Here is a 22,941-nt window from a genome sequence, read left to right as displayed (position 1 = left end):
CATACAAAACCGAGAATAAATGAAAAAGACAATGATACTCCCCCTCTGCTGTCTGCTGTGGCATCTTGCCACCCCCGCATGGGCACAGGAAACACTGAGTCTGAAAGAGTGCCGCGAAATGGCATTAAAATACAACAAGGAAATGGCGGCTTCCGTGAAACAGACGGAAAGTGCCCGTTATACAGCCAAGAGTTACAAAGGGAACTTCTTCCCCAACTTCACCGTCAGCGGAACAGGACTTTACAGTAATGCCGACGGTAGTTACGGCATAGCCGGAGGCAACCTGCCCGTCTTTCTGCCCGATGGAACAGGACAGTTCAATCCGGGACAACCCGCAGGCTTTGCCTACTTCCCCGGCATTAACCTGGACTATAAAATAGGATGGGTCTATATGGGCGGCGTGCAAATGGAACAGCCCCTCTACATGGGCGGTAAAATCCGTGCCGCCTACAAAATGTCCTTGCTGGGCAAAGAAATGGCACAAATGAATGAAAATCTGACCGCAACAGAAGTCATTCAGAAAACAGATCAGGCATACGCTCTGGTAGTAAAAGCAAAGGAGATGAAAACAGTAGCCGATGCATACCACGCTGTATTGACGGAATTAAAAAATAACGTAGAGAGTGCTTACAAACATGGACTTAAACCTCAGAATGATGTATTGAAAGTACAAGTAAAGCTGAATGAAAGCGAGCTAGGTATCCGAAAAGCCGAGAATGCTCTCCGCCTGGCTACCATGAACCTCTGCCACCTGATAGGGAAACCACTGACCACACAAGTTCATGTTTCCGGAGATTTCCCGGAGATAGAGAAAGACCTGGAAGTACAGGTACTGGATATCACCCGCCGTCCGGAATACGGAATACTGGACAAACAAGTGGCGATAGCCCGCCAGCAGGTGAAACTGAACCGCAGTGAACTGCTTCCCAAAGTAGGGATCAAAGGCTCATACGACTATGTACATGGTTTGGAACTGAACAACAAGAATTTCCTGGACGATGCCAGTTTCTCTGTCCTGCTGAATGTAAGCATCCCCTTGTTCCATTTCGGAGAACGCAGCAACAAAGTACGTGCAGCCAAAGCCAAACTGGAACAGACCCGCCTTCAACAGCAAAACCTGAACGAGCAAATGTTACTGGAACTGACCCAAGCCGCCAACAATCTGGACGAAGCAAAGCTGGAAAGCGAACTTGCCGACCGTTCCCTGCAACAGGCGGAAGAGAACAGGCGTGTCAGCAAAAGCCAGTACGAAGTAGGTCTGGAAACACTCTCCGACCATTTGGAAGCCCAAGCGTTATGGCAACAGGCTTACGAAACGAAAGTTGACGCCCGTTTCCAACTTTATCTGAACTACGTGGCCTATCTGAAAGCAGCAGGGACCTTGCATGACAAGCTGTAAGTCTCTTGTTCCGAGTTCAGATTGAGTACAAATACAAGCAATCCCTCCTTCTCCAGAGTTTTATAAATGTGCTGCCACTGCTACCACCCACTCTACTGGAACCACCATGAACAAGGCGTTTCAACGGGTGGTGGTAGCACATTTTTTTATGGGTAAAAAGTGCTGCCACCACCACTTTCCCTCTCTTTTTATTCCCAAACGGATAAAAAAGGGGCTATACTTCGGCTATACCTTCCTGCTTGCGCAGCACATACACCGCATGAGAATGCTTTCCTTCTTTGTCCAATCTCTTCTCCTCATACCAAGCCTTCAGCTCGTAGGCCGCCGTAGTGCGCGCCACCCCCAGCCATTCCGAATAGGCCAGACGTGTAATGGAACCGTATTCTTTCAGATAAGCCTCCAGCAATGTCCAACGCTCCTCCTTGCTACGCTTTTTCACCGTAGGCAAGAAGCCGAACTCGGCACGGAGGATGTCTGTTTCCTGCCGCACCCGCTTCACCAGTTCCGGCACCGGACGGAAGTTCACCTTCTTTATCCTCACGGATGCCGCACGTATCTCCTTCCGGTCTGTCACCTCACGCGAGGACAAGGCAAGAGAAAACGTACCCAGGCCGTCCAACCGCACATTTTTTCCTTGCCGCAAATGGGATACAACCATATCGGCCACCTCCTGTAGCACTCCCACCACACAGCCCGCCGAATATGCGCTATGCTTGGACAACTCCTTCACTATGTGATCGGTAGTAATCGTTTCCTTCACCACTACCGCCGGATAAAGCACCGGTTTGCCGTCCTTTTCCTTGAAAGGGTTGGCCTTGAAATCATATTTTATATCCATCATTAAAAGATTTGATCTGTATCCGCAAGCCCTTTCTGCTCTATGGTTAAGGGTTCTCTTCCTTTTGTATTCTATCTCCATAAGCTTTGGACTTGACTCCAAAGGCTATGGAGTTATCTCCAAAGGTTATGGAGTCAACTCCGCAACCTATGGAGATAGAACACATCTGGACAAAGATACTTAATCTTTAGGGGAAAAAGGCTTAATATAAAGGAAAAGATGGATTAAGGAGAAAAATAATCAGGTAGTCGACTCATTCTTAAAAAACTAAATGAATAAACAAAAGGATACGCGATATACAGGGAGATACCCTGATAAAAAGATTGGGTATCTGCGGAGAACAACGGTTTCATTGTATTCTGCGGACAGACAGAACGGTTTATAACCAAACATCAAAGGAAATATATTTGATGCAAAAGAAAGAATATCATTTTTTTATCCTATTTTTGTGTTGGCAACAAACTAATACCATAATACACAAACTGATGAAAACCACTATTTTACTTGGCTTATTATTGACCCTTACTGTTTCATGCAAACACCATTCCAACCCCGTGACTACCGAAGAAAACTTCCACACCCAAGAAGCCAACCGTCTGGTAGCAGAAGCGAGGAACCTATGGTTGCCTCCTTTAGACAGCACTTTCTTCTTTAATGACAGTGAACATATATCTATAAACGACAAGGAAATATGGGCCAAACTTGACAGCGCATTAGCCATTGACCCTACCAATATAAAAGTATATGTGGGAAGAATCAGTTATTTATCAGCCTGCAAAAAGTACCATGAGATTCTGTCTGTACTCCGGCAAGCTGAAAAACAATCCACCCTCAATGCCGACTTATGGTCAATGAAAGCGATGTTTGAAGATTATTTCGGAGACAGCCTTACCGCCCAAAAAAATTATCGGTCTGCCGATTCCGCCTATGCCATCCTCATAAAAGAATATGCTACAGACAGCCTCAGGTATGCCGGTTCCCGCATCAACCGCGCACTGAACATGGCATTGATGACTGATAATATAGCGATTCTTGAAGAAGAGGTGGAACTCACTAAAAAGATATTTCCCAAGACATGGAAAGGACTGGACAGTAGTTTTTACGGGAAAAATAAAAAAGACTTTTTCGACAAATGCTTTAACGTCCGCAAAAAGTAATCCAGCCTGCTACATCAAGAAAATTACAAATCATTGCATTTGAAAGAACAGACCTGTAATACCTACTTTAAATACAGAGGGTACTTAGCCGGATATTTTATTCCTTTGTACCCTCAATCAAAATAAAAAAGCACTTTATGTTTCAACTGTATCTGCTGCTTCGTCTGAAAAATTTTGGAAGAATAGTTATAGAATTGGGTATCTTCAGAATAGTCTTCCTTACCATCTTAACGGTGGCTGCCATCATGATATTGTTCTTGGCAGAAAACCGTTTCGCTATTCCTGTGGTATGCGTTCTCTTATTAGCCGGTTATCATAATGTCCGGAAAGACAAAGAATTTTTACGCACTTTAACACCTCATCTTTCTGTGTTCCTGATAAAAGAATACACCTTGATCGCATTACCTTTTGCCGGAATAGAAATAATAAAAGGACAATTTACCGACGCTATCGGCTTATGGCTGTTCGCCGCCTTATTACCTTGCCTGAAAAAAATAAAACTGAAACACAAACCTGTCCGTCTTCCTTTTCTTTACAAAGGAAGTTATGAATATATACGAATATTCCGCCAATCTTTCTGGGTCTATATCCTACTCTTTCTTTTTGCAACCGCAGGAACCGTACACGGAAATATAAAAATAAACAAAGTATGTCTCATACTATGGGGATTGGTACAGGCATCAGGCTATCTGCAAACAATGGACAACAGATATCTTCTTCATTTCAAAAATTTCAAGACTTTATGCCTTTTCCAACTAAAAAGCATAGCATGGAATGTTTTCATCACCTCCATTCCTTTCAGCTTAGCGCTTATAGCGTCTACCTATGACCAAGATGAAATCCTCTTTTTCTTATCTTATTATACTGCCACCTTAATTTATGCCATTGGTATCGGTATGTTGCGCCATATCATCCCATCCCCCCTATTGCTGTTTATTGTGCAATTAAGTATATTAATGCCTTTTTATTTAGGCTCTCTTTTTGTTCCAATTATTTTAATACCCGGCATAGCACTTACAGCATTGCTGACCTGCCATGCGCACAAACGCTTAAAAAGATTATTATGATAGAAGTGAATGATTTACATAAAAGTTTCGGTAAGGTCAAAGTATTAAACGGCATTCATTTGGAGTATCACCCTGGAAAAATATATGGCTTGGTGGGCGAGAATGGAGCCGGAAAGACTACTTTATTCAATTGTATAATGGGAATCTATGATTATACCGGAAGCATAACCAAAAGCAAAACTTTAAAAACAGGTTATCTGTCTGCATCCAACTTCTTTTATTCCCAAATCACGGGTCTTGAACACTTGGAATTCTGTATGAAGGCCAAAGATCTGCCGGTCAATACACCCACCATTCAACATTTAAATGAAATTTTCCAACTGCCCCTTGACAGGTATGCTGCCGAATATTCTACTGGAATGAAAAAGAAACTGGGATTTATGGCATTATTGTTGCAAGACAATGACGTATTTATTCTTGACGAGCCGTTCAATGGGGTGGACTTGAAGGGATGTATCCTGATGAAAAGACTCATCCGGCAACTGAAAGCAAAAGAAAAGACGGTGATAATTTCCTCACATCTCATTGCCTCGCTAAGGGAAATATGTGATATTATCCACTATCTGAACGAAGGGGGTATTTACAAAGAATACCATGAAGAAACAACAGAAGAGATAGAAGAGGATATATTATGCAATACTAAAAAGATACAGCCCACCTCATACTTTCAGTAACACACAGCACTGTCCTTACCTGAAAACTACACATTTGACTCCATCCCAATCCTTTTTCACCACTGATATTGCACAGATACCATAAATTCACGGGGACGAAGTTTTATCCAAGAAGTATAACTCTGCACGGCAGAATAAAGAGTATAACGATATTGTTCCTTATTAAACAGATTTATAGCAGAAGCGGCAAACCTCCATTTTCCGACTTTATGTATCAATGAAACATCTGCAAGCCAAATATTCAGATGCTGGTTCTTACTTAAATCATTATAAAAATGCTCTCCGGATAAACGAAACTCCGTATCATGAAATTCCAAACTGAGAGTCAGCCGTTGAGCCACCTCCCATAAAGGATCCAAACTAGTATCCTCTCCTATTCCGCCTCCCACACAACTGACCGTCGCTTTGTATTCAGCCTCGAAAAATACAGAAGGAGCCCACACAATTTTAGGTTCGATGCACAAATAGTCATACCTGTAATCCTGAACGATGCCTTCATTCAGTTGTTTCCCCTCGTTGCGTGCTAAAGTCAATTCCAAAGAAGTCTTCAAATTCCAGTCATAGATCCCTTTCGACCCTATGGTATTCAAGGTGTAACTATGAGAGGAATGATTTCTTTCCACAGACGAAAGATAGAAATTACCGTCCTTATAGTTACGTTCTGTTATCAGATTATAACGATTGTGGGAATAGGAAGCTGATAAAGTCCAGAAAAACTCCTTGATAGTATTTTTGTATTCCAGATAGCAGGTATAAAGTTGCCGTACCGTTACAGGAACTTTTCCTGTATGCTTCACCACAGTCCGGTAATCTTCACGATACCGAAAGGGGTAGATATCCTTCAATCCTCCTTCACTCTCATCCAAGCTTCCTAGTAAGGACATTTTCCAACGGGGAGTAAATTTATAACGGAAACAAAAGAATGGGGAGACACAAAAACGGCTATAAGATTGCTTTGGCAGATGACTCCACCGGACAGTAGTGGCGGCAGTGAACAAAAAATCATTTCTCTCCCATTCGATACGGGGAACGGTATAGAAAGAATAGCTATGGGCTGAGTAAGCATTCTCCTGTTTCACCGAAGAAAGTTCGCCACAGAAACCACCTGTAAGCTGATAATTCACTCCATTTATTTTCCTCATCCCATAAAGGACATTATCCGTGTAGGCATTGCCGGTGTTCATTTCTTCATATTCCGCAAGGATAGACTCATGTGTCTGTCCGATGACAGTTCGATATGTGTTTTCGCTGATGTTATCGGGCGAACTCAATTCGTTCCTATGGTAGATACAGTTGGCAATCAGCATGTTATCAGCAAATAAAATGGGCAAGTTGCGGTGAGCCACTGTCAGTGAAGCGGGGCAATGGGTGTAGCGGATATACAACCGGATTCCCCAAGTGTATTTTTCTTTGGTGTAAAGTTGGTTGAAATAATTCTTCAATTCCCATTGTGAGTTCTTTATCTTTTGAAAAATAGCATTATCACCCGTTATATCCGAAACTCCTGATTTCCATGTTCCTGCAAACGAAAAATTTTCACGAGTGTACCGGCTTACAGTATTATCTTCATAATTCACTTCAGCATTCAGACAATCGGTTTTTAAACGGTCATGCCGATTGGTAGCCGTATGCACCGTATCTTGTACAAAATAATAGATTTCCTCACTTCCATATTGCCGGGTTGTACGGTCATGGATATACCCTAACTGAAATCGTAATTGCTTTTCTTCATCCAATCGGTACAAGCGGTTGGCAGAGGCTGTATGCGTTTCATTGAATAACAGCCTTTTTTGCGACAAGGGCATGGCCGGTTCGGGTAAAGGAAGAAAAATGGGAAGATTGCTGTCCGTCACCCGGTCAAAGCTATTGCCGGATGCCAGTTTCTGTTGGTCGGAAAACAGATTCCGGCCTGTATTATTTGCCTTGTAAGTATAGACAGTCTGCCGGTTACGACTCAATTGCAATGCATTGAACGAAGCGTCGTAAAGTGCTTTCTCTCCATAACCTCCCCCTGCCATAACGGTATAAATCCATTTGGAACGGACTTCAGGTTTCAGTTTCAAATTCAAGGCTACGTCATCCGTAAAGGTCTTGCCACGCAAGGACTTAATGGGTTGGTGCCCTTCAATGACCTCCGCTGCCTGTACGGCATCCGCTTTCAGATTATTATTTATTTGATTATAACGCCCGCCACTCACGTCCATTCCCTCCACATAAAGATTACTGATCGCTTTTCCATTATATTTTATAGTTCCGTTCTCTTCCACATTGATGCCGGGAAGTTTTTTCAACACATCGCTAACATTCCGGTCTTTGGAAGATGCAAAACGGGTGAGATCATATTTCAAGGTATCCTGTCGTCCCCATACGCGCCCCGAACGAATCTGTACTTCTTTCAGCATGATAGCTTCCTGCTCCAGTTCGATAGTTAGCGGACGACCGGCAAGTACCGGTACGGTCTTTTTCCTGTACCCCATATAAAACACCGTTATTATCCTGTCTTTCAAGGATGAAGAGGAAAGTTGAAAACGTCCGTCAACATCTGTCAAAGTATAGTTGATGATATTGCCATCCCCTTCCTGTTGCAAAGTGACGGTAGCAGATTCCAAAGGCTGACGGGTAACTTTATCCGTTACCCGTCCCTCTATCGTGTTTTGTGCGTTTGTTTGAATATGAAACAAAAAGCTCAACAAAGAGAGAATGATTGCTGTTTTCATCCTGTTATTTTTCAGATAATTCTATCGGATTATAAGGTAACTCAAAGTTTTTCAATGCATTACCTTGCTCATCTTTTACCGTCAATTTTACATTGGGGGCTGTAGAAGTAATAAAGCCTACCGGGTCCTTGGCATAACGCTCATATACCTTATTCAAATCTCTACGACTGATGGATTCAGAACCTTTACCATTGAAAAGAAGCGGCTTCGGTCCATCAGATTGCTCGACACCTGTACATTCAAATGAGTAATGTCCCCGGGCATCTTCAGCCTTTATAATGAAACCGGGTAATCCACAAAGTTTCCAAGGCCCTTCACTTACAGGAATTTCCATCGTAAACCATGCCGTATAACTTCTTCCCCGGAAGTGACAAGTTGCTTTCCGGCAATGATAAGTCAGAATAGTAGCCGTATCGGATAATAAGGTCCATACCGGTTTTTCATTCTTTTCCTCGCAACGGAAATTACTGGTAGCCAACCGATCAAGCGTTGTCACCTTTCCCGTAGGATAGTTCTTATAAATCCGATATGTAATACGCCCGTTTCCATAAGCCTTGGCATGTTGCTGCAAGATATCTTGGGACACTTTATTAGCATAGTCGGCAATCAAAGTAGAATCCCGAAGATAAGTAGTGTAGCTATAAAATTGCGAACATTTCTTTCCCACTTCCAACATCATCGTTTCCGAATTGGGCTGACAGTCGGTCTTGGTAGTATCCTCTACCATCTTCAACTCATACTGAGCACGGAAAACCAATTCATCTATGGGTTCGCTTTTCTTCACATCATCCATAGAGAGAATGGTTATCTGCGCCGTAGCCTGTAATGCCACAGTTACCATAAATAACAGGTTAGCCAATTTCTTTTTCATAATCCGAATTGTTTTTAAATGATGAATTTTATACTGCAAAGCTAAGTCCTTCCCTCCTTCCCGATACCACAAAGTTATTACTGAAATATTACGCCGATAAAAAAACAATCCTCGTGTACATTGCATATCCAAGGATAGCCCGTACCTTTGCTTTAACAAAAAAAGAAAAGATGGAAAAAAGAATAAAAACAGTATGGATACTGACTATCATTACAGCTATATTGATAATAGGTGGTCAAGGTTATTGGCTTCACCACCAATATTGCTATTCAACGAAAACATTCATGCAGGAACTGCATAAACAAATACTGCAATTGGAAAAAGAAGAAATGAATACACGCTATGACAAACGGACTAACAACCACAAATATACACTGAGCTACAAAATAGAAATGCCGGATTCGGTGAACCAAAACGGCAAAACAACCTGCATCATTAGTTTTTATAGACAACAAAGTGAAATTGATAATCTGGATTCGTTAATAAAACAGAATGCATTGTTGAATGAGGACAGCGTTATAGTCCGCGACAGTTTTCGGGTAGAGAACATTTCCAATGAAATTCTATTTGATGCAGCCACACGCTATGGAGCCGAGATGACTCACCCCTTCCAAGCCGGAAAATTTGATTCACTATTACAAGCCAACCAAATAAAACTGACAAATATCAGACTGATACAGACTGATTCTATCCTGTGGCATGGAAGCTATACCTCTTCCACCCGATTGTTCAAACCTGAAATGTATATTGCTTATCCTTATAATCCTTTACTTAAACAGGCATTGACGGCATCCATACAGATACCTTTCCCCTCCCTGCTCCAGCAAATGGCATGGCAGCTGTTGGGTAGCCTGATATTAGTTCTGCTTTTGGTATTCTGTCTTATCTACCAGATCAAGACCATTCTGAAACAACGGAAAATAGACGAAATGAGAAAAAGCTTTGTAAATACCATGATACATGAACTGAAACGCCCTGTACAGACCTTGAAAATGTGTATTGCCTTTCTCAACAACAAGTCCATGCGTACAGACGAAAGAGCAATGGATGAAGTAGTAAAGGATTCCATGTTTGAACTGGACAATCTTTCTGCCTACCTGGCCAAAGTAAGGGATATGACACGGGCTGACTATGAACACACGCCTCTCCACATCCGTACTTTTGATTTACGGGAAACCGTAGATAAATTAATCCGGCTGGTCAATGTTCCTACCAATAAAAAGGTTACCATCCATCCGCACTATGAAATGAAATCCACTTTGGTCACCGCTGACCCGGTACATATTGCCAACATCATCAGCAACCTGATAGAGAATGCCATCAAATACTCCGGCAAAGAAGTCCGGATTGATTTATCCTGTATACAGAAAGAACACACCCTTACTATACAAATAACAGATAACGGAATTGGAATTCCGCCAGCAGAGCAAAGCAAGGTTTTTGATAAGTTTTATCGCGGCAACCATATACCGGACCGAAATATACCGGGTATAGGACTAGGACTAAGTTACGTAAAGCTCCTCACCGAAGCACACCACGGACATGTATCCTTGACCAGCCAGCCGAGTAAAGGAACGACTTTCAGTATTGTACTACCTCAATAATCATTTCAACAATCCACATAAGATGAAAACAATCAAAATACTTTTCGCAGATGATGATTTAAAATACTCCATGCTCTTAAAACGTTTTTTGGAGGCAGAAGGCTATGAAGTTACTTACGCAGGAAACGGAAGCATTGCCTTACAACAATTTCCCTTAATAAGGCCTGATTTGGTATTGCTTGATATCAATATGCCCGAACTGAACGGCTTCGAGGTAGCGGCAAAAATACGGAGACAAAATCATCAGGTACTTATTTTCTTTCTTTCAGACCGTAGCGATAAAGCCGACCGTCTGAAAGGCTTTGATCTGCAAGCCAATGATTATCTAGCAAAGCCTTTTTATCCCGAAGAGCTGTTGGCACGTATCCGTGAACGGTTTCAATGTGCAAACAACAGAATTGAAACAGAAAGCTATACATTCGGAAAAAGTACATTTAACTATACCACCAATGAAATAAGGACGGGAAATAACAAGGTACTGATTACTTCCCGACAGGCTGAGATACTTCGAATACTAGCTAAAAACCTCCATGTTCCGGTAGACCGGGAAATACTTTTGAAACATGTATGGGGAACTTCATCCTATGCCAATTCGCTGGCATTGAATGTACAAATAACCTATTTACGAAAAGCGTTGCGCAATGATTCCAGCGTGAAGATAGAATCACTGATGAAGAAGGGGTATGTGTTACACACTGAAAAAGGACAAGAAAACTCTTTATAGTTCGTCATTCTTCATTTCATTCAGAAAGGCAAACTATAAAGAGTTTCAAATAGCTGAAAGCACTTTTGTTATAATGTACAAGTTCCTTCGACCAGCTTGCCCATTGCCCATACGGCACGGATATTCAAGTCCTGGTCAAGAATCAAGATATCGGCATCTTTGCCTTTCTGAAGTGAGCCCTTGCGGTCATATACTCCCATAATCTTGGACGGAGTTTCCGAAGCCATACGGACAGCATCTTCCAATGGGATTTCTGCCTTTTGCACCAAGGTACGGATCAAACGGTCCATGGTAGCCACACTGCCTGCCAAAGCAGAACGGTCGGCCAATTTGCACACACCATCCTCGATAATGACACGAGGGTCAAAAGCTACATTGCTTTCACTGGCGGCACATGCCAAAGCATCGGTAATAACACAAGCACGTTCCACACCCTTAATCTTATATATCAGGCGCAAGATAGTAGGAGGAACATGAATACCATCGGCTACCACTTCCACTGTCATATCGTCTATCAGATAAATACTTTCTACTGTACCTTCATATTTATACTCACGACGCTTATGGAAGCCCGGCATCGCATTATAGAAATGTGTAGCATGAGAATAACCGGACTCCCAGGCTGCACGGATATCTTCATATTCGGCCTGTGTATGTGCCACAGAAGCCAAGATGCCTTTTCCTGTGATATACTTACCAAACTGCATAGCACCCGGCAATTCGGGTGCAGCATCCCAACGCTTGATACAGCCCCACTTCTCTACAATAGGGATATATTCCTTCGGATCCGGGTCTTTTATGTTTTCAGGCATCTGACCGCCTGCCATCTTCATATTAAGGTAATGCCCTTCAAGATGAAGACCAAGTACCGGACTGTCCGGTTCCGCCATCAACCTGGTACAAGTTTCGGCAGCTGCCTCAATCATCGGTACGGTAGAAGAAGACAACGTTGGAAAAATACTGGTAGTACCATGTTTCATGTGAGCATTAATGGCTGTACGGAAAGCCTCTTCCGTACCTTCCATAAAATCACCGCCACCACCACCATGACAATGGATTTCCACACCACCGGGAACAACATACATACCTTTAGCGTCAATCAGCTCGGCTCCGATAACAGCTAAATCACAATTGGTAACTTCTAAAATCTTATTGTCGCGCATAAGGACAGATCCGTCCTTCAACCAGCCCTGTGGGGTAAGAATCTTTGCGTTAATGATTTGGGTCAACATGATACTATGATAAGTTAGAATTTTTAATTGGCATATTAAATTTGCCAACAAAAATAGCAACTTTTTCACTTTCTAAAACAGATTTCCCCAATTATTTTCCAACTTTTTTAATAAATAAGCCCCGCTTAATAAAATCAAGCGGGGCACAGATAGTGGAAATTGAAACAAATCTTTTTACTTACTCATTAAAACTAGCCTACCTGATTTAAGTCCTTTACCTGTTGCGGTCAATATGATTTCTCCTGGTTTATCAGTACTTTGCACAACAGCAGTCATCATTCCGTTAAACACTTTCATCTGCGGAACATGGAAAAGTTCCAATGAAGTGGGATCTCCGTTTGCACCGGCACGATAGGTTCCCGCACCTTTTACAGAATACTTGATGAGATGCTGCGCATCGGGACAAAGATTACCCTCTTTGTCCACCACTCTTACTGTGACAAATGACAAATCCTTGCCATCAGCCTTTATTTCATTGCGATCTGCAACCAGTTCTATATGGTCGGGCTTGCCTGCCGTATGGATTTCCTTTTCGGCCACAGCTTCCCCCTTCTCATTATAGGCAACCACTTTTACGGTTCCCGGCTCATACTTTGTATCCATCCACATCAAACGGTAGCGTTTCTGGCGTTTGAAATCTGCTATGGAAGCAGAATCCGCACTATTTTCAGCCGTTACAGTCAAATCTTTGGTACGCTTACCCTGACTCTTGCCATTGATAAACACTTCTGCCGACGGATAATTTGTATAAACAAAGATAGGAGTCACTTCTCCTTCACGTCCCGGCCATGTCCAATGAGGAAGGATATGCAGCGTTTCTTCATCTTTGTTCCAATGACTGCGATACAGATAGTAACGGTCTTTGGGCAATCCGGCCAGGTCGATGATACCGAACAAAGAAGAATGGCTGGGCCAATCAGTATAATAAGGAGTCGGTTCGCCCAAATAATCGAAGCCCGTCCATACAAATTCTCCGATACCCCATGCGTTATCCTCATGCCAAATCCAGTCATCCTCCGGCAAATTGGACCAACCACAATGTTCCACATCGTAAGAAGAAGACTGATGATCGTCATATTTCTTCATAGCCTGACGGACAACAGGGAATTTATAGACGCCACGCGAACTTACTGTAGAAGCTGTTTCACTACCTAGAATAATCTGCTGAGGCAATTTCTTATAGTTTTCTGGATATTTATGAGGGCGGTAATTGAAACCGGCCACATCCATCACAGCAGCCATATTATTATTTACTACAGCATCAGGCGCATCCATACCTTGTGTTACAGGACGGGTAGGATCTTCACGATGACAGATATCCTGTAACATACGCGAAAGCTTTGGTCCGTTATTGCCATTCCACTGGTCGGGTACTTCGTTACCGATGCACCACATAACAATACTCGGATTGTTACGGTAATGACGGATCAGATTAGTCAGATCCTTCTCCACCCATTCATCAAATATTTTATGATAACCGTTGGCCATCTTTGCCGATTTCCACTCGTCGAAAGACTCCACCATCAGCATCATACCCATTTCATCACAAGCCTCCACCAATTCGGGTGCCGGCATATTATGAGAAGTACGAATGGCATTACAACCCATATCTTTCAGAATACGAATCTGACGACGTATAGCGGCATCATTTACAGCACCGCCTAACGGACCCAAGTCATGATGGTTACATACCCCTTTGAATTTGGTCAGCTTTCCATTCAGGAAAAAGCCCTTGCCGGGGACAATCTCCAAAGTACGGATACCAAAGCGGGTGGTATATTCGTCTTTCAAGGTATTCCCTTCATATACTTTGGATTCAGCTGTATAAAGAACCGGAGTATCAGGACTCCACAACTCAGGATTAGCCACTGCAAACTCCTGTTCAAACAAAGCATTATCAAAAACACTCAACTTGTTTTCCCCTGTAGCAACCACTTTGCCGTTTTTATCCTTGATCTGCGTCACAATACGGTAATTATCCTTATTAGCTCCTTCAGGGCTAACCAAAGAAGTTTTCAAAGACACTTTTGCATATTTGTCTGTCACCACAGGAGTGGTAACAGACGTCCCCCAAGCAGGAATATGCGTATCTTCATTGATTACCAGATGAACATTGCGGTACAATCCGGCCCCCGGATACCAACGTGATGATTCAGGCTCGTTTTCCAAACGGACTGCCAGTTCGTTCCTCTCACCCGGTTTCAGATAAGGGGTCGCATCCACATAAAAAGAATTATAACCGTAGGGCCAATAACCGGCCTCCTGCCCGTTCACATAAACACGGGCATGGCTCATTGCTCCATCAAATATCAAAGTCGCTTTCTTGCCTTTCTCAAAACCAGGAGCATCAAAGTTCAGGCGATACCATCCGGTTCCTACAAACGGAAGACCTCCGGTACGTCCGGCATGTTCCATCGCCTCGGTCTGTCCATCTTGAGTAATAGCCATTTCCTGCTTGTCGTTATTGATACTGAACGGACCATAAATCGCCCAATCATGAGGAACGGTGACGTTCTGCCATTTACTGTCATTATAACCGGGATTGGCAAATTCCGCATTATCTTCACGCGTAAATTTCCACCCTTTTTCGAAAGTCTGCTCTGTACGTACCTGCGCTTGCAAAAAAGCAAAATAACAAACAGCTCCTAACGCAGCACACAAAAATCGTTTCGTATTCATAGTTATTTCTTATTAGGATTTTCTGTTACTATAAAAGTAATTTCACCTGCCTTGATCAAATCATCATGCGAAATCAAATATTTATTAATTTTCTTATTGCCCAGTCTGATTTCCTTTATATAATCCCCTTGTCCTTCTTTCTTGATAACCAATTCTTTCTTGCCCCAATATTTAGGATCAAGCTGAACGGTCACTTTATCAAAAGTAGGAGTGGTCAATGTATATTCGGGCACACCCGGACAATCCGGATAGAATCCCATCATACTGAATATAGCCCATGCAGACATTGTACCCGTATCATCATTGCCGGGAATTCCATCCGGCTTAGTTGTGAAATACTTAGCCAACAATTCCTTCACCAATTTCTGTGTACGCCATTCTTCACCTTTGAAACGACTGAACAGGTAAGGATAGGCTATATCGGGTTCATTGGCCGGATCATAATTCCCTTCATCAAACACGCTTTGCAATTTATCAACAAATTTCTTGTCGCCCCCCATCAACTTTACCAAGCCATTGATATCATGAGGCACAAAGAAAGTGTAATTCCATGCATTACCTTCATGGAAACCGGGACTAGGTGCAAAATTAGCTCCTTCTTTCGGATCAAACGGTTCATAGAATTTGCCTTCTTTAGTTATCGGACGCAAGGTTCCGAAATCCTTGCTATAATAATTTTTATAGCCCATAGAACGTTTGCGGAACAATTTCGCATCTTCTTTCTTACCTAAAGCCTCCGCCAAGGTAGAAAGTGCATAGTCGGCAACATAGTATTCCAAAGCATGAGAAACCGAATTATCATACTGACTTTCCATCGGCACATACCCTTTGGACATATAATCATCATTATCCGGACGCATCAGATTATCCTTGCCCGGAGTAGTGGCCGACTTATACATTCCCTTATAAGCTTCGTCAATGTCAAAGTCTTGCAATCCCTTCATCCAACTGTCTACCAGAACAGGAATAGAAGGGTCACCTTCCATCGTCAATGTTTCACGACCATACAATTCCCATTTCGGGAACCATCCGTGTTCCTTGTACATGCCCATCATGGTGTGAATCATATCCATCTGACGCTCCGGATATACCAAAGTCATCAACTGGTGATAGTTACGATAAGTATCCCACAATGAGAATACCGTGTAACGGTTACGGTTGGTGGTCAAAATCTTATCTCCCTCCATTTGTGGATATTGTCCGCTTACATCCTGCAAAATATTCGGATGAACCATCGTGTGATACATAGCGGTATAGAATACTCCTTTTTGCTCTTCCGTTCCACCTTCCACTTTGATACGGGAAAGATCATCGTTCCATTTCTTACGGGCTTCCGCACGCAGTTTGTCGAATGTTGTACCGAAAGGCTGTTCTTTTTCCAGATTCAAACGGGCATTCTCTATGCTGACAAAAGACACGCCCATACTGACTTCAATCACTTCTTCCGCCGTGGTATCGTAAGTAAACCACACTCCTATATCATCTCCGCTTATTTCTTTTGTATAAGCAGTATAGAGTTTGTATTTACCGGCCGTATCATCCCATTGCGCCTCCACACCCATCGGACGCATCATTTTCCAATAACCGCGTTTTGCCGGTACTTTGTTGATACGCATTACAAAATAGATAGGAAATACCGCCTGAGGATTATAACAGAAAGTTCCCAACAATTTGGTACCTTCAATCTCACGGTCGTTTACAAAACGAACGGTAGCACCACTCTCATTGGTCAATCCCTCTCCCAGATTCAACAAGATATTGCTTTGTCCGGCAGGAAAAGTAAAGCGTGCCATACTGGTACGTGGAGTGGCAGTCAGTTCACATTTCACATTGTATTTATCCAGTATATTGGTATAATAACCCGGATTTGCAGTTTCACCTTGATAGAAGCTTCCATAATTATGATAATCCACATCCAGTTTGCCGGTGGTAGGCATTAATAACAATGATCCCAATTCCGGACAGCCTACCCCGCTAAGATTAACGTGCGCAAAGCCGGTAAGATATTTATTATTGAATTCGTATGGAGTGGACCACCATTGCTTGTCTTTATCCTTATCCCCTTCGGGAACCCCCATCACATTGAAAGGAGTCACCGACATCATTCCATGAGGGGTTAATGCTCCGGGGTTTGTCGTACCGTAATTAGTAGTACCCACAAAAGGGTTTACATAATCTACCGGCTCTTTCTGTGCTGCCGCAGAAAAAACTGAGATACAAGCCAGAACAGCCGATAACAAAATTTGTTTCTTCATGCTATTTGTTGTTTATATAAGTTCTATTATTTCACTACAATTTCATCTGTAAACAAGAAACCTCCGAATTCGCCCGAAGATGCCTGATAACGTATGTAACGTGCTTTGGCATTTCCTTCCCAACCAAAGTTGATGAAAGTCACTTTGTCATCCTTCACTACTTTATGCTCCATGCGCTTCAGTTCCGTAAACTCCTTACCATCATTGGAAACGGAAATGATCACTTCTGAAGGTATAAAGACTTCAGGTCCACACACCTGCATAAAGTCTGCTCCAACAGAATGAATTTCTGTTTCTTTTTCCATATCAATGGTCACATCCATTCTTTTCTTGTCTATAAAACCTTGCCAACGCCTGTCACCATAAGTCCAGCCTCCGATCACACCATCTACCAAGGCACTGTCACCACCGGCCGAATAGCCGGGATAATAAGCGGCATCCGGTCCGTAAGCCACTTTCTTACCTACTGCCAAATGCTGTACGGGCTGATCCGCTCCCGGACGATTTCCTATCTCATTTTTCAATTCAAAAGGATGGTATCCTTCAGCTTTCAATGCCTCTACCTCTTTCAATGCACGAACATGAAAATCATCATAGTTCTTCACAGAAGGGGCACTCCAAGCAACTTCCGCCAAGGCAAGAATACGAGGATAAATCATCATTTCCGCATGTTCCGGAGTCGGAATATATTCTGTGAATAAATTAGCTTGTACTCCATACACCAACTGGACTTTATCCGCACTCAAAGTATCGGGTACAGGATTAAATGAATAAACTTTGGACAAAGGCAGATAGCCTCCTATTGCTTCCGGCTGGGAATCAGGAGCATCCTGATAAGAATCAAAATAGCAGAACTCACCCGGACTCATAATAGCCATGTGGCCGGAATCAACCGCTTTCATTCCCCCTTCCGTGCCACGCCATGACATGACAGTGGCATTAGGTGCCAAACCACCTTCCAATATTTCATCCCAACCCAATAATTTACGTCCGTGGGCATTCAAAAAGACCTCAATACGATGAATCAGATAACTCTGTAACTCGTTCACATCTTTCAAGCCTTCTTTTTTCATACGTGCCTGGCACAGTTTGCAAGTGGGCCATGAGGCTTTACCTGCCTCATCCCCTCCTATATGAATATATTCGGACGGGAAAAGTTCCATTACCTCTGTCAACACATTTTCCAGAAACTCGAAAGTCTTTTCATTACCGACACAGAAATCGGCTTGTTTGTAAGGTTCGTGTGTACAAGACAACTCAGGATAAGCAGTCAGTACTTCTTCCGAATGCGCAGGCATCTCTATCTCAGGAATAACAGTAATAAAACGTTCCTGAGCGTATGCCACCAGTTCGCGGATATCATCTTGAGTATAATAACCTCCGTGAGCATCTTTACTGCCTTCTTCTTCATACCGTCGTCCGTTATTCCACCATTCTTTCCAGGTAGGAAACTCACGCCATGCCGCAAATTCTGTCAGACGGGGATATTTTTTTATTTCAAGACGCCAGCCCGCAGCGTCAGTAAGATGCAGATGCAGACGGTTCAATTTATAATATGCCAAAGCATCCATCTGCTTTTTTATAAATTCCTTATCGAAGAAATGACGGGAAACATCCATCATAAAGCCACGATAAGCAAAACGGGGTTCATCTGTAATGACTCCTGCCGGCAATCCTTTTTCATCAACCATTTGCAGCATAGTCTGAACTCCATAGAACAATCCTGCCCCGGAAGTTGCACGAATAAGTACCTGATCAGGAGTTACCGTCAGAACATATCCCTCGGAAGAGTTTACCTCCGGCAGTTCCGCCACTTGTTTCAAGACAACATTATGTCCCTCTTCTGCTATTACCGGTTTCAAATTCATGGAAGAAGCCACCAGATAATCTTCCAAAATCTTCTTGTCCCCCTCAGACGCATCTATATATAACCCTGTTTCCGAATTCAATGAAAACACTTCCTGCTGTAATTCCACCTTTAATGGTGCGGGAATAACAGAAAGTGTGCGTTGCTCTTCTTTCGTGCAACTTGCAAACAGCAAGCCCAATGCAACTTCCGCCAATATAATCAATCTTCTCATCTTCTCTTTTCTTTAATTCTATTAATTTCATTAGTACGAATGCCTGGTTTCAATTCTCCATTAATAATGTAATGAAATCCGTCCTGCGAAACTATTACAGCTCCGGCACGCGCACCTTGTTCATATTCGCCTAATGTAGTCCATTTATCCGTCTGCGGATGATAGAGCAGCAGGTTTCTATTAAACCGATACCACTCTACAGGATGTGACAAATATTCTTTTCCCGCATAAATACCTTGCAGAGCTTTTAAGAATATATCCTTATCAACTCCTCCGGCACACAATATCATACCCTCGCCAAAAGAGGTTCCCATTCCACCACCTAAAGAGATCTCATTACCTTCCGCATCATACGGGGTGGCAACCGATGACCATTCTTTCGTTTCCGGAGAATACATATATCCATCTACTGACAAAGAAGCCTGATGCCCTTCAACAGCCGGGGCAAATCCCCCCCACACATAAAGTTTTCCATCTTGTGCCACGCAAACAGATTGTACTCTGGGTTCACCCGGAATATCTGTTTCTCTTTTCCATCCTCCAGACAAATCCGACAGATCAAGCATGTACATGGCCGAGGATGGAATGCCATTTACATTTCCACCGACAATATATAGTGAATGTCCTACTAATGCACCTGCCATATTATCCATAGTTACAGGCAAAGAGGGCAAAGTATCTCTTTTCAAGGTGTCTTTTTGCAAAGATAAAAGAAAAACATCAGACAAGCTGTGTGTTGCCGTAGTCCCTCCAACACAAATTAACCCTTTTTCAGTAGAAATAGTGACTCCATAAGCTGCTGCCTGAGGCAGTTGGCCTATTTTCTTCCACTCAAAAGCCGTATCATTTGACAAAGGGGCGATATATATATCCCGATAATAAGCTTTTTTTCCTCCATCGGCTACCGGTATATCAGGGAAATTACAACCTCCGGCTATCAGCAAATTTCCTTCAATCACTCCCGCATATAATGCAGAAACTCCCTTAAGAAAACCGGTATTCTCTGTAGGGAACCCATGCATTTTCTCAAGAGATATTTCAGAAGCATCCGATTGACCGCTACAAGCAGCCATTGTCATCATGCCCAGTATCGCATAAACGCCATATATTATTTTTCTGATCATGTTTTCATGGTGAAGCAAATAATAAAAAGTGTGCCAAAAGCAAATCAGCCATCCCGCTTGCCCCAGAAACGGATTGCACCAACGCAAACACAGCATTCCTTACGCATATGGACGGAGGCATTCCACCTCACGCCCAACGGTACTCTATCACACTTTTGGCACACAGTCATTATTTGAATATAACTATCAATTTAATGAAATTTCATCAACAAACAAGAAAGCCGGATTTCCTTTGCCACCGTGCCAAGCAGGAATGCTATGTTCCGCTAAAGCGGTCACTTTCACATAACGGGCAGTCACCGGATCGAAAGTCAACGTATGGTTGAACACTCCATTCTTGTCATCCTGCTTCATTGCCGGATATTTTTCTGAAGCAATTTCCTTAAAGTTCTTTCCGTCTTCGGATACAGCTACAGAAAAAGCACGGGCATCAAACACCCAGTCACCTTTTTCCACACAAGTAGAAATAGAAGCGCTGCTGATTTCTGTCGGTTGCTGCATATCAATAACTGCTTCCATATCATTTTTATAGAAAGCAATCCAACGGCCCGTCTTATAGTTACCGTTACCTTTCAATCCGTCCACCAAAGTGGGAGCGCCTTTGAATTCATATTGCTTGTTTACCGGTTGCAACATAGTGACAGGTTTCATACTAGCCTTGTTAAAAGCAATTTCCTCTGTAACCACACGGCTATTTCCTGCAGGACGTACAGTAATCGCTTTAAAAGTACAATTCTGTTTCAATTTCAATGTTTCCGTATACAACTGGGAAGCAGCGGAAGGTTCCGTTCCATCCAAAGTGTAATAGATAGGACTATTATCAATAGTAGACAAAGTAACATCCAGCGTACCATCTTTCGGATTAGGAGTAAATACAGCATTTACATCAAAGACATGCTTGGCATAATTATATTTATAAACATCATAAATATCTACCAACTGAGGCAAACGCTTCAAGAAACCTTCATAGTTTTTCTTTTCCGGCATGGTCCACTGAATTTCAGACAAAGCAGCCATACGGGGTAATTCCATATATTCTACCTGACTGTAGGTAGGAATGTATTCAGTCCATAAGTTGGCCTGTACGCCAATGATGTATTTCTGCTCTTCCGGAGTCAGATCAGCCGGCATCGGCTCATAGTTATATACCGTTTCAACGGGTACATATCCACCAATAGCCTCAGGTTCATTAGCAATATCCTTGGTTTGGTAATAGTCGAAATACAAATAAGTATTAGGAGTCATAATTACATCATGTTTCTGTTTTGCGGCTTCAATACCTCCGGCAACACCACGCCATGACATTACAGTGGCATTGGGAGCCAATCCGCCTTCCAGAATTTCATCCCAACCGATAATCTGACGTCCGTGTCCGTTCAGGAACTTCTCTGCATGATTGATAATGAAACTCTGCAATCTTTCCTCGGCAGTATGATTCTTGTCAGACTTAAGACCTAAAGCCTTGATACGAGCCTGGCACTTTGGACATTTTGCCCAACGTACCTTAGGACATTCGTCACCACCTACATGAATATATTCTGATGGGAAAATCTGAATAATTTCCCCTAATACATCTTCAATGAATTTCAAGGTTTCATCATTTCCTGCGCAAAGCACATCTTCTGATACCCCCCAGATTTTCCATACTTCGTACGGACCACCAGTACAGCCCAAGTTAGGATATGCAGCCAAAGCAGCCTGCATGTGTCCCGGCATATCAATTTCCGGTATAACCGTAATATGACGTTCGGCAGCATAAGCTACAATTTCTTTTGCTTCTTCCTGTGTGAAGAATCCACCATAAGGCTTGCCATCATATTTTCCCGAGTTATGTCCGATAACCGTTTCCGCTCTTTTAGAACCTATTTCAGTCAGTTCAGGACGACTCTTGATTTCGATTCTCCATCCCTGGTCTTCAGACAAATGCCAGTGGAAACGGTTGATGTTGTGCAAAGCCAGCATATCAATAAAACGCTTTACAGAATCTACCGGGAAAAAATGACGTGACACATCCAACATTGCACCACGATAAGAGAAACGAGGATAGTCATTGATTTCAACCGCCGGTAAAGCGATATCCACTCCTTGTGCTACCGGAATAGATTTACGCAACGTCTGGATGCCATAAAATACTCCGGCTTCCGTAGGTCCTGAAATAACCACTTGGTCGCTGGTTACCTTTAACTGGTATCCTTCAGGATTTTCAGCATTTCCACCTAATTGCAGGATTATTCCTTTGCCGTCTGTACCGGCTTGTACAGCCAATGACTTTCCGGTAAGATCTTTGATATAACTTGCCAAAAATTCAGCGTTCTTTTGCATTTTTTCATTGCCTTCCGGATACATTATCTTAGTTCCATTTGACAAAATAAACGGAGCAGCCTGATCCATTACCGAAATTTCCTGCGGTAACGGAATTATCTGATAATTTGCTTCTTTCACTTCTGTGTTACAGGATAAAAGCATAAAACCTGCCATTGTCAGCCCTGCAAGGCCCATTAAAGTTTTCATAATAGATA

Annotated in this window: 15 protein-coding genes; 6 read left to right on the top strand and 9 right to left on the bottom strand. The window is 42.7% G+C overall.

The window, feature by feature from the left end:
• Positions 1-19 precede the first annotated feature (19 nt).
• Positions 20-1,399, top strand: a complete 1,380-nt coding sequence (locus RE317_RS06915) for a TolC family protein (RefSeq protein WP_008782186.1) — start codon at positions 20-22, stop codon at positions 1,397-1,399.
• Positions 1,400-1,613: 214 nt separating this feature from the next.
• Here RE317_RS06915 and RE317_RS06910 read toward each other — a convergent pair whose 3' ends face one another.
• Positions 1,614-2,240, bottom strand: coding sequence for an HU family DNA-binding protein (locus RE317_RS06910; protein WP_008671465.1), 627 nt, complete (start codon positions 2,238-2,240; stop codon positions 1,614-1,616).
• Positions 2,241-2,722: 482 nt separating this feature from the next.
• Here RE317_RS06910 and RE317_RS06905 point away from each other — a divergent pair, with 482 nt between their 5' ends.
• From RE317_RS06905 to RE317_RS06895, 3 genes are all read left to right on the top strand, one after another.
• On the top strand, positions 2,723-3,394 hold the full coding sequence (locus RE317_RS06905) for a hypothetical protein (RefSeq protein ID WP_005851301.1): 672 nt from the start codon (positions 2,723-2,725) through the stop codon (positions 3,392-3,394).
• Positions 3,395-3,531: 137 nt separating this feature from the next.
• Positions 3,532-4,461, top strand: a complete 930-nt coding sequence (locus RE317_RS06900) for a hypothetical protein (RefSeq protein WP_005851295.1) — start codon at positions 3,532-3,534, stop codon at positions 4,459-4,461.
• The gene (locus RE317_RS06895) at positions 4,458-5,135 is read left to right on the top strand and encodes an ATP-binding cassette domain-containing protein (protein ID WP_032939792.1); all 678 of its coding nucleotides are present in this window, start codon (positions 4,458-4,460) and stop codon (positions 5,133-5,135) included. The genes RE317_RS06900 and RE317_RS06895 overlap by 4 nt, the downstream gene beginning before the upstream one ends.
• A 56-nt stretch (positions 5,136-5,191) precedes the next feature.
• Here RE317_RS06895 and RE317_RS06890 read toward each other — a convergent pair whose 3' ends face one another.
• Complete coding sequence (locus RE317_RS06890) at positions 5,192-7,852, bottom strand: carboxypeptidase-like regulatory domain-containing protein (protein ID WP_008671467.1); 2,661 nt, start codon at positions 7,850-7,852, stop codon at positions 5,192-5,194.
• A 4-nt stretch (positions 7,853-7,856) separates the two neighbouring features.
• Positions 7,857-8,723 carry a GLPGLI family protein gene (locus RE317_RS06885; RefSeq protein WP_008671468.1) on the bottom strand — a complete coding sequence of 289 codons (867 nt, stop codon included), beginning with the start codon at positions 8,721-8,723 and terminating at the stop codon, positions 7,857-7,859.
• Between the two features lie 170 nt (positions 8,724-8,893).
• Here RE317_RS06885 and RE317_RS06880 point away from each other — a divergent pair, with 170 nt between their 5' ends.
• Positions 8,894-10,327: a sensor histidine kinase KdpD gene (locus RE317_RS06880; RefSeq protein ID WP_008782183.1), complete on the top strand. Its 1,434-nt coding sequence runs from the start codon at positions 8,894-8,896 to the stop codon at positions 10,325-10,327.
• A 22-nt stretch (positions 10,328-10,349) separates the two neighbouring features.
• Positions 10,350-11,051 carry a response regulator transcription factor gene (locus RE317_RS06875; protein WP_008782182.1) on the top strand — a complete coding sequence of 234 codons (702 nt, stop codon included), beginning with the start codon at positions 10,350-10,352 and terminating at the stop codon, positions 11,049-11,051.
• Positions 11,052-11,119: 68 nt separating this feature from the next.
• Here the strand turns inward: RE317_RS06875 and nagA are convergent, their stop codons facing one another.
• From nagA to RE317_RS06845, 6 genes are all read right to left on the bottom strand, one after another.
• Entirely contained in the window at positions 11,120-12,283 is a 1,164-nt protein-coding gene (gene nagA, locus RE317_RS06870) for an N-acetylglucosamine-6-phosphate deacetylase (protein ID WP_008671471.1), read from the bottom strand.
• A gap of 174 nt (positions 12,284-12,457) precedes the next feature.
• Positions 12,458-14,962, bottom strand: coding sequence for a beta-galactosidase GalB (gene galB, locus RE317_RS06865; RefSeq protein WP_008671472.1), 2,505 nt, complete (start codon positions 14,960-14,962; stop codon positions 12,458-12,460).
• A gap of 2 nt (positions 14,963-14,964) precedes the next feature.
• A complete protein-coding gene (locus RE317_RS06860) occupies positions 14,965-17,217 on the bottom strand; it encodes a GH92 family glycosyl hydrolase (RefSeq protein ID WP_005840412.1) in 2,253 nt (750 codons plus the stop codon).
• 26 nt (positions 17,218-17,243) lie between these two features.
• Complete coding sequence (locus RE317_RS06855) at positions 17,244-19,298, bottom strand: family 20 glycosylhydrolase (protein WP_117796936.1); 2,055 nt, start codon at positions 19,296-19,298, stop codon at positions 17,244-17,246.
• The gene (locus RE317_RS06850) at positions 19,295-20,422 is read right to left on the bottom strand and encodes a cyclically-permuted mutarotase family protein (RefSeq protein WP_012056030.1); all 1,128 of its coding nucleotides are present in this window, start codon (positions 20,420-20,422) and stop codon (positions 19,295-19,297) included. Before RE317_RS06850 ends, RE317_RS06855 begins: the two co-directional genes overlap by 4 nt.
• A 186-nt stretch (positions 20,423-20,608) precedes the next feature.
• Positions 20,609-22,933, bottom strand: a complete 2,325-nt coding sequence (locus RE317_RS06845; protein WP_012056031.1) for a glycoside hydrolase family 20 protein — start codon at positions 22,931-22,933, stop codon at positions 20,609-20,611.
• Between the last annotated feature and the right edge of the window lie 8 nt (positions 22,934-22,941).

It is taken from the genome of Phocaeicola sp. GP0067 (genome assembly GCF_031119655.1).
In the GTDB taxonomy this organism is placed as follows: domain Bacteria; phylum Bacteroidota; class Bacteroidia; order Bacteroidales; family Bacteroidaceae; genus Phocaeicola; species Phocaeicola vulgatus.
Note: the sequence above shows the minus strand (reverse complement) of the source record. Positions and strands in the feature narration are given on the sequence as shown.

Excerpts from the sequence above, each read along its gene's own strand:
- RE317_RS06855 (WP_117796936.1), bottom strand. The coding sequence starts at position 19,298 with ATGAGAAGATTGATTATATTGGCGGAAGTTGCATTGGGCTTGCTGTTT.
- RE317_RS06850 (WP_012056030.1), bottom strand. The coding sequence starts at position 20,422 with ATGATCAGAAAAATAATATATGGCGTTTATGCGATACTGGGCATGATG.
- RE317_RS06860 (WP_005840412.1), bottom strand. The coding sequence starts at position 17,217 with ATGAAGAAACAAATTTTGTTATCGGCTGTTCTGGCTTGTATCTCAGTT.
- nagA (WP_008671471.1), bottom strand. The coding sequence starts at position 12,283 with ATGTTGACCCAAATCATTAACGCAAAGATTCTTACCCCACAGGGCTGG.
- RE317_RS06900 (WP_005851295.1), top strand. The coding sequence starts at position 3,532 with ATGTTTCAACTGTATCTGCTGCTTCGTCTGAAAAATTTTGGAAGAATA.
- RE317_RS06905 (WP_005851301.1), top strand. The coding sequence starts at position 2,723 with ATGAAAACCACTATTTTACTTGGCTTATTATTGACCCTTACTGTTTCA.
- RE317_RS06885 (WP_008671468.1), bottom strand. The coding sequence starts at position 8,723 with ATGAAAAAGAAATTGGCTAACCTGTTATTTATGGTAACTGTGGCATTA.
- RE317_RS06915 (WP_008782186.1), top strand. The coding sequence starts at position 20 with ATGAAAAAGACAATGATACTCCCCCTCTGCTGTCTGCTGTGGCATCTT.
- RE317_RS06845 (WP_012056031.1), bottom strand. The coding sequence starts at position 22,933 with ATGAAAACTTTAATGGGCCTTGCAGGGCTGACAATGGCAGGTTTTATG.
- RE317_RS06890 (WP_008671467.1), bottom strand. The coding sequence starts at position 7,852 with ATGAAAACAGCAATCATTCTCTCTTTGTTGAGCTTTTTGTTTCATATT.
- galB (WP_008671472.1), bottom strand. The coding sequence starts at position 14,962 with ATGAATACGAAACGATTTTTGTGTGCTGCGTTAGGAGCTGTTTGTTAT.
- RE317_RS06895 (WP_032939792.1), top strand. The coding sequence starts at position 4,458 with ATGATAGAAGTGAATGATTTACATAAAAGTTTCGGTAAGGTCAAAGTA.
- RE317_RS06875 (WP_008782182.1), top strand. The coding sequence starts at position 10,350 with ATGAAAACAATCAAAATACTTTTCGCAGATGATGATTTAAAATACTCC.
- RE317_RS06910 (WP_008671465.1), bottom strand. The coding sequence starts at position 2,240 with ATGATGGATATAAAATATGATTTCAAGGCCAACCCTTTCAAGGAAAAG.
- RE317_RS06880 (WP_008782183.1), top strand. The coding sequence starts at position 8,894 with ATGGAAAAAAGAATAAAAACAGTATGGATACTGACTATCATTACAGCT.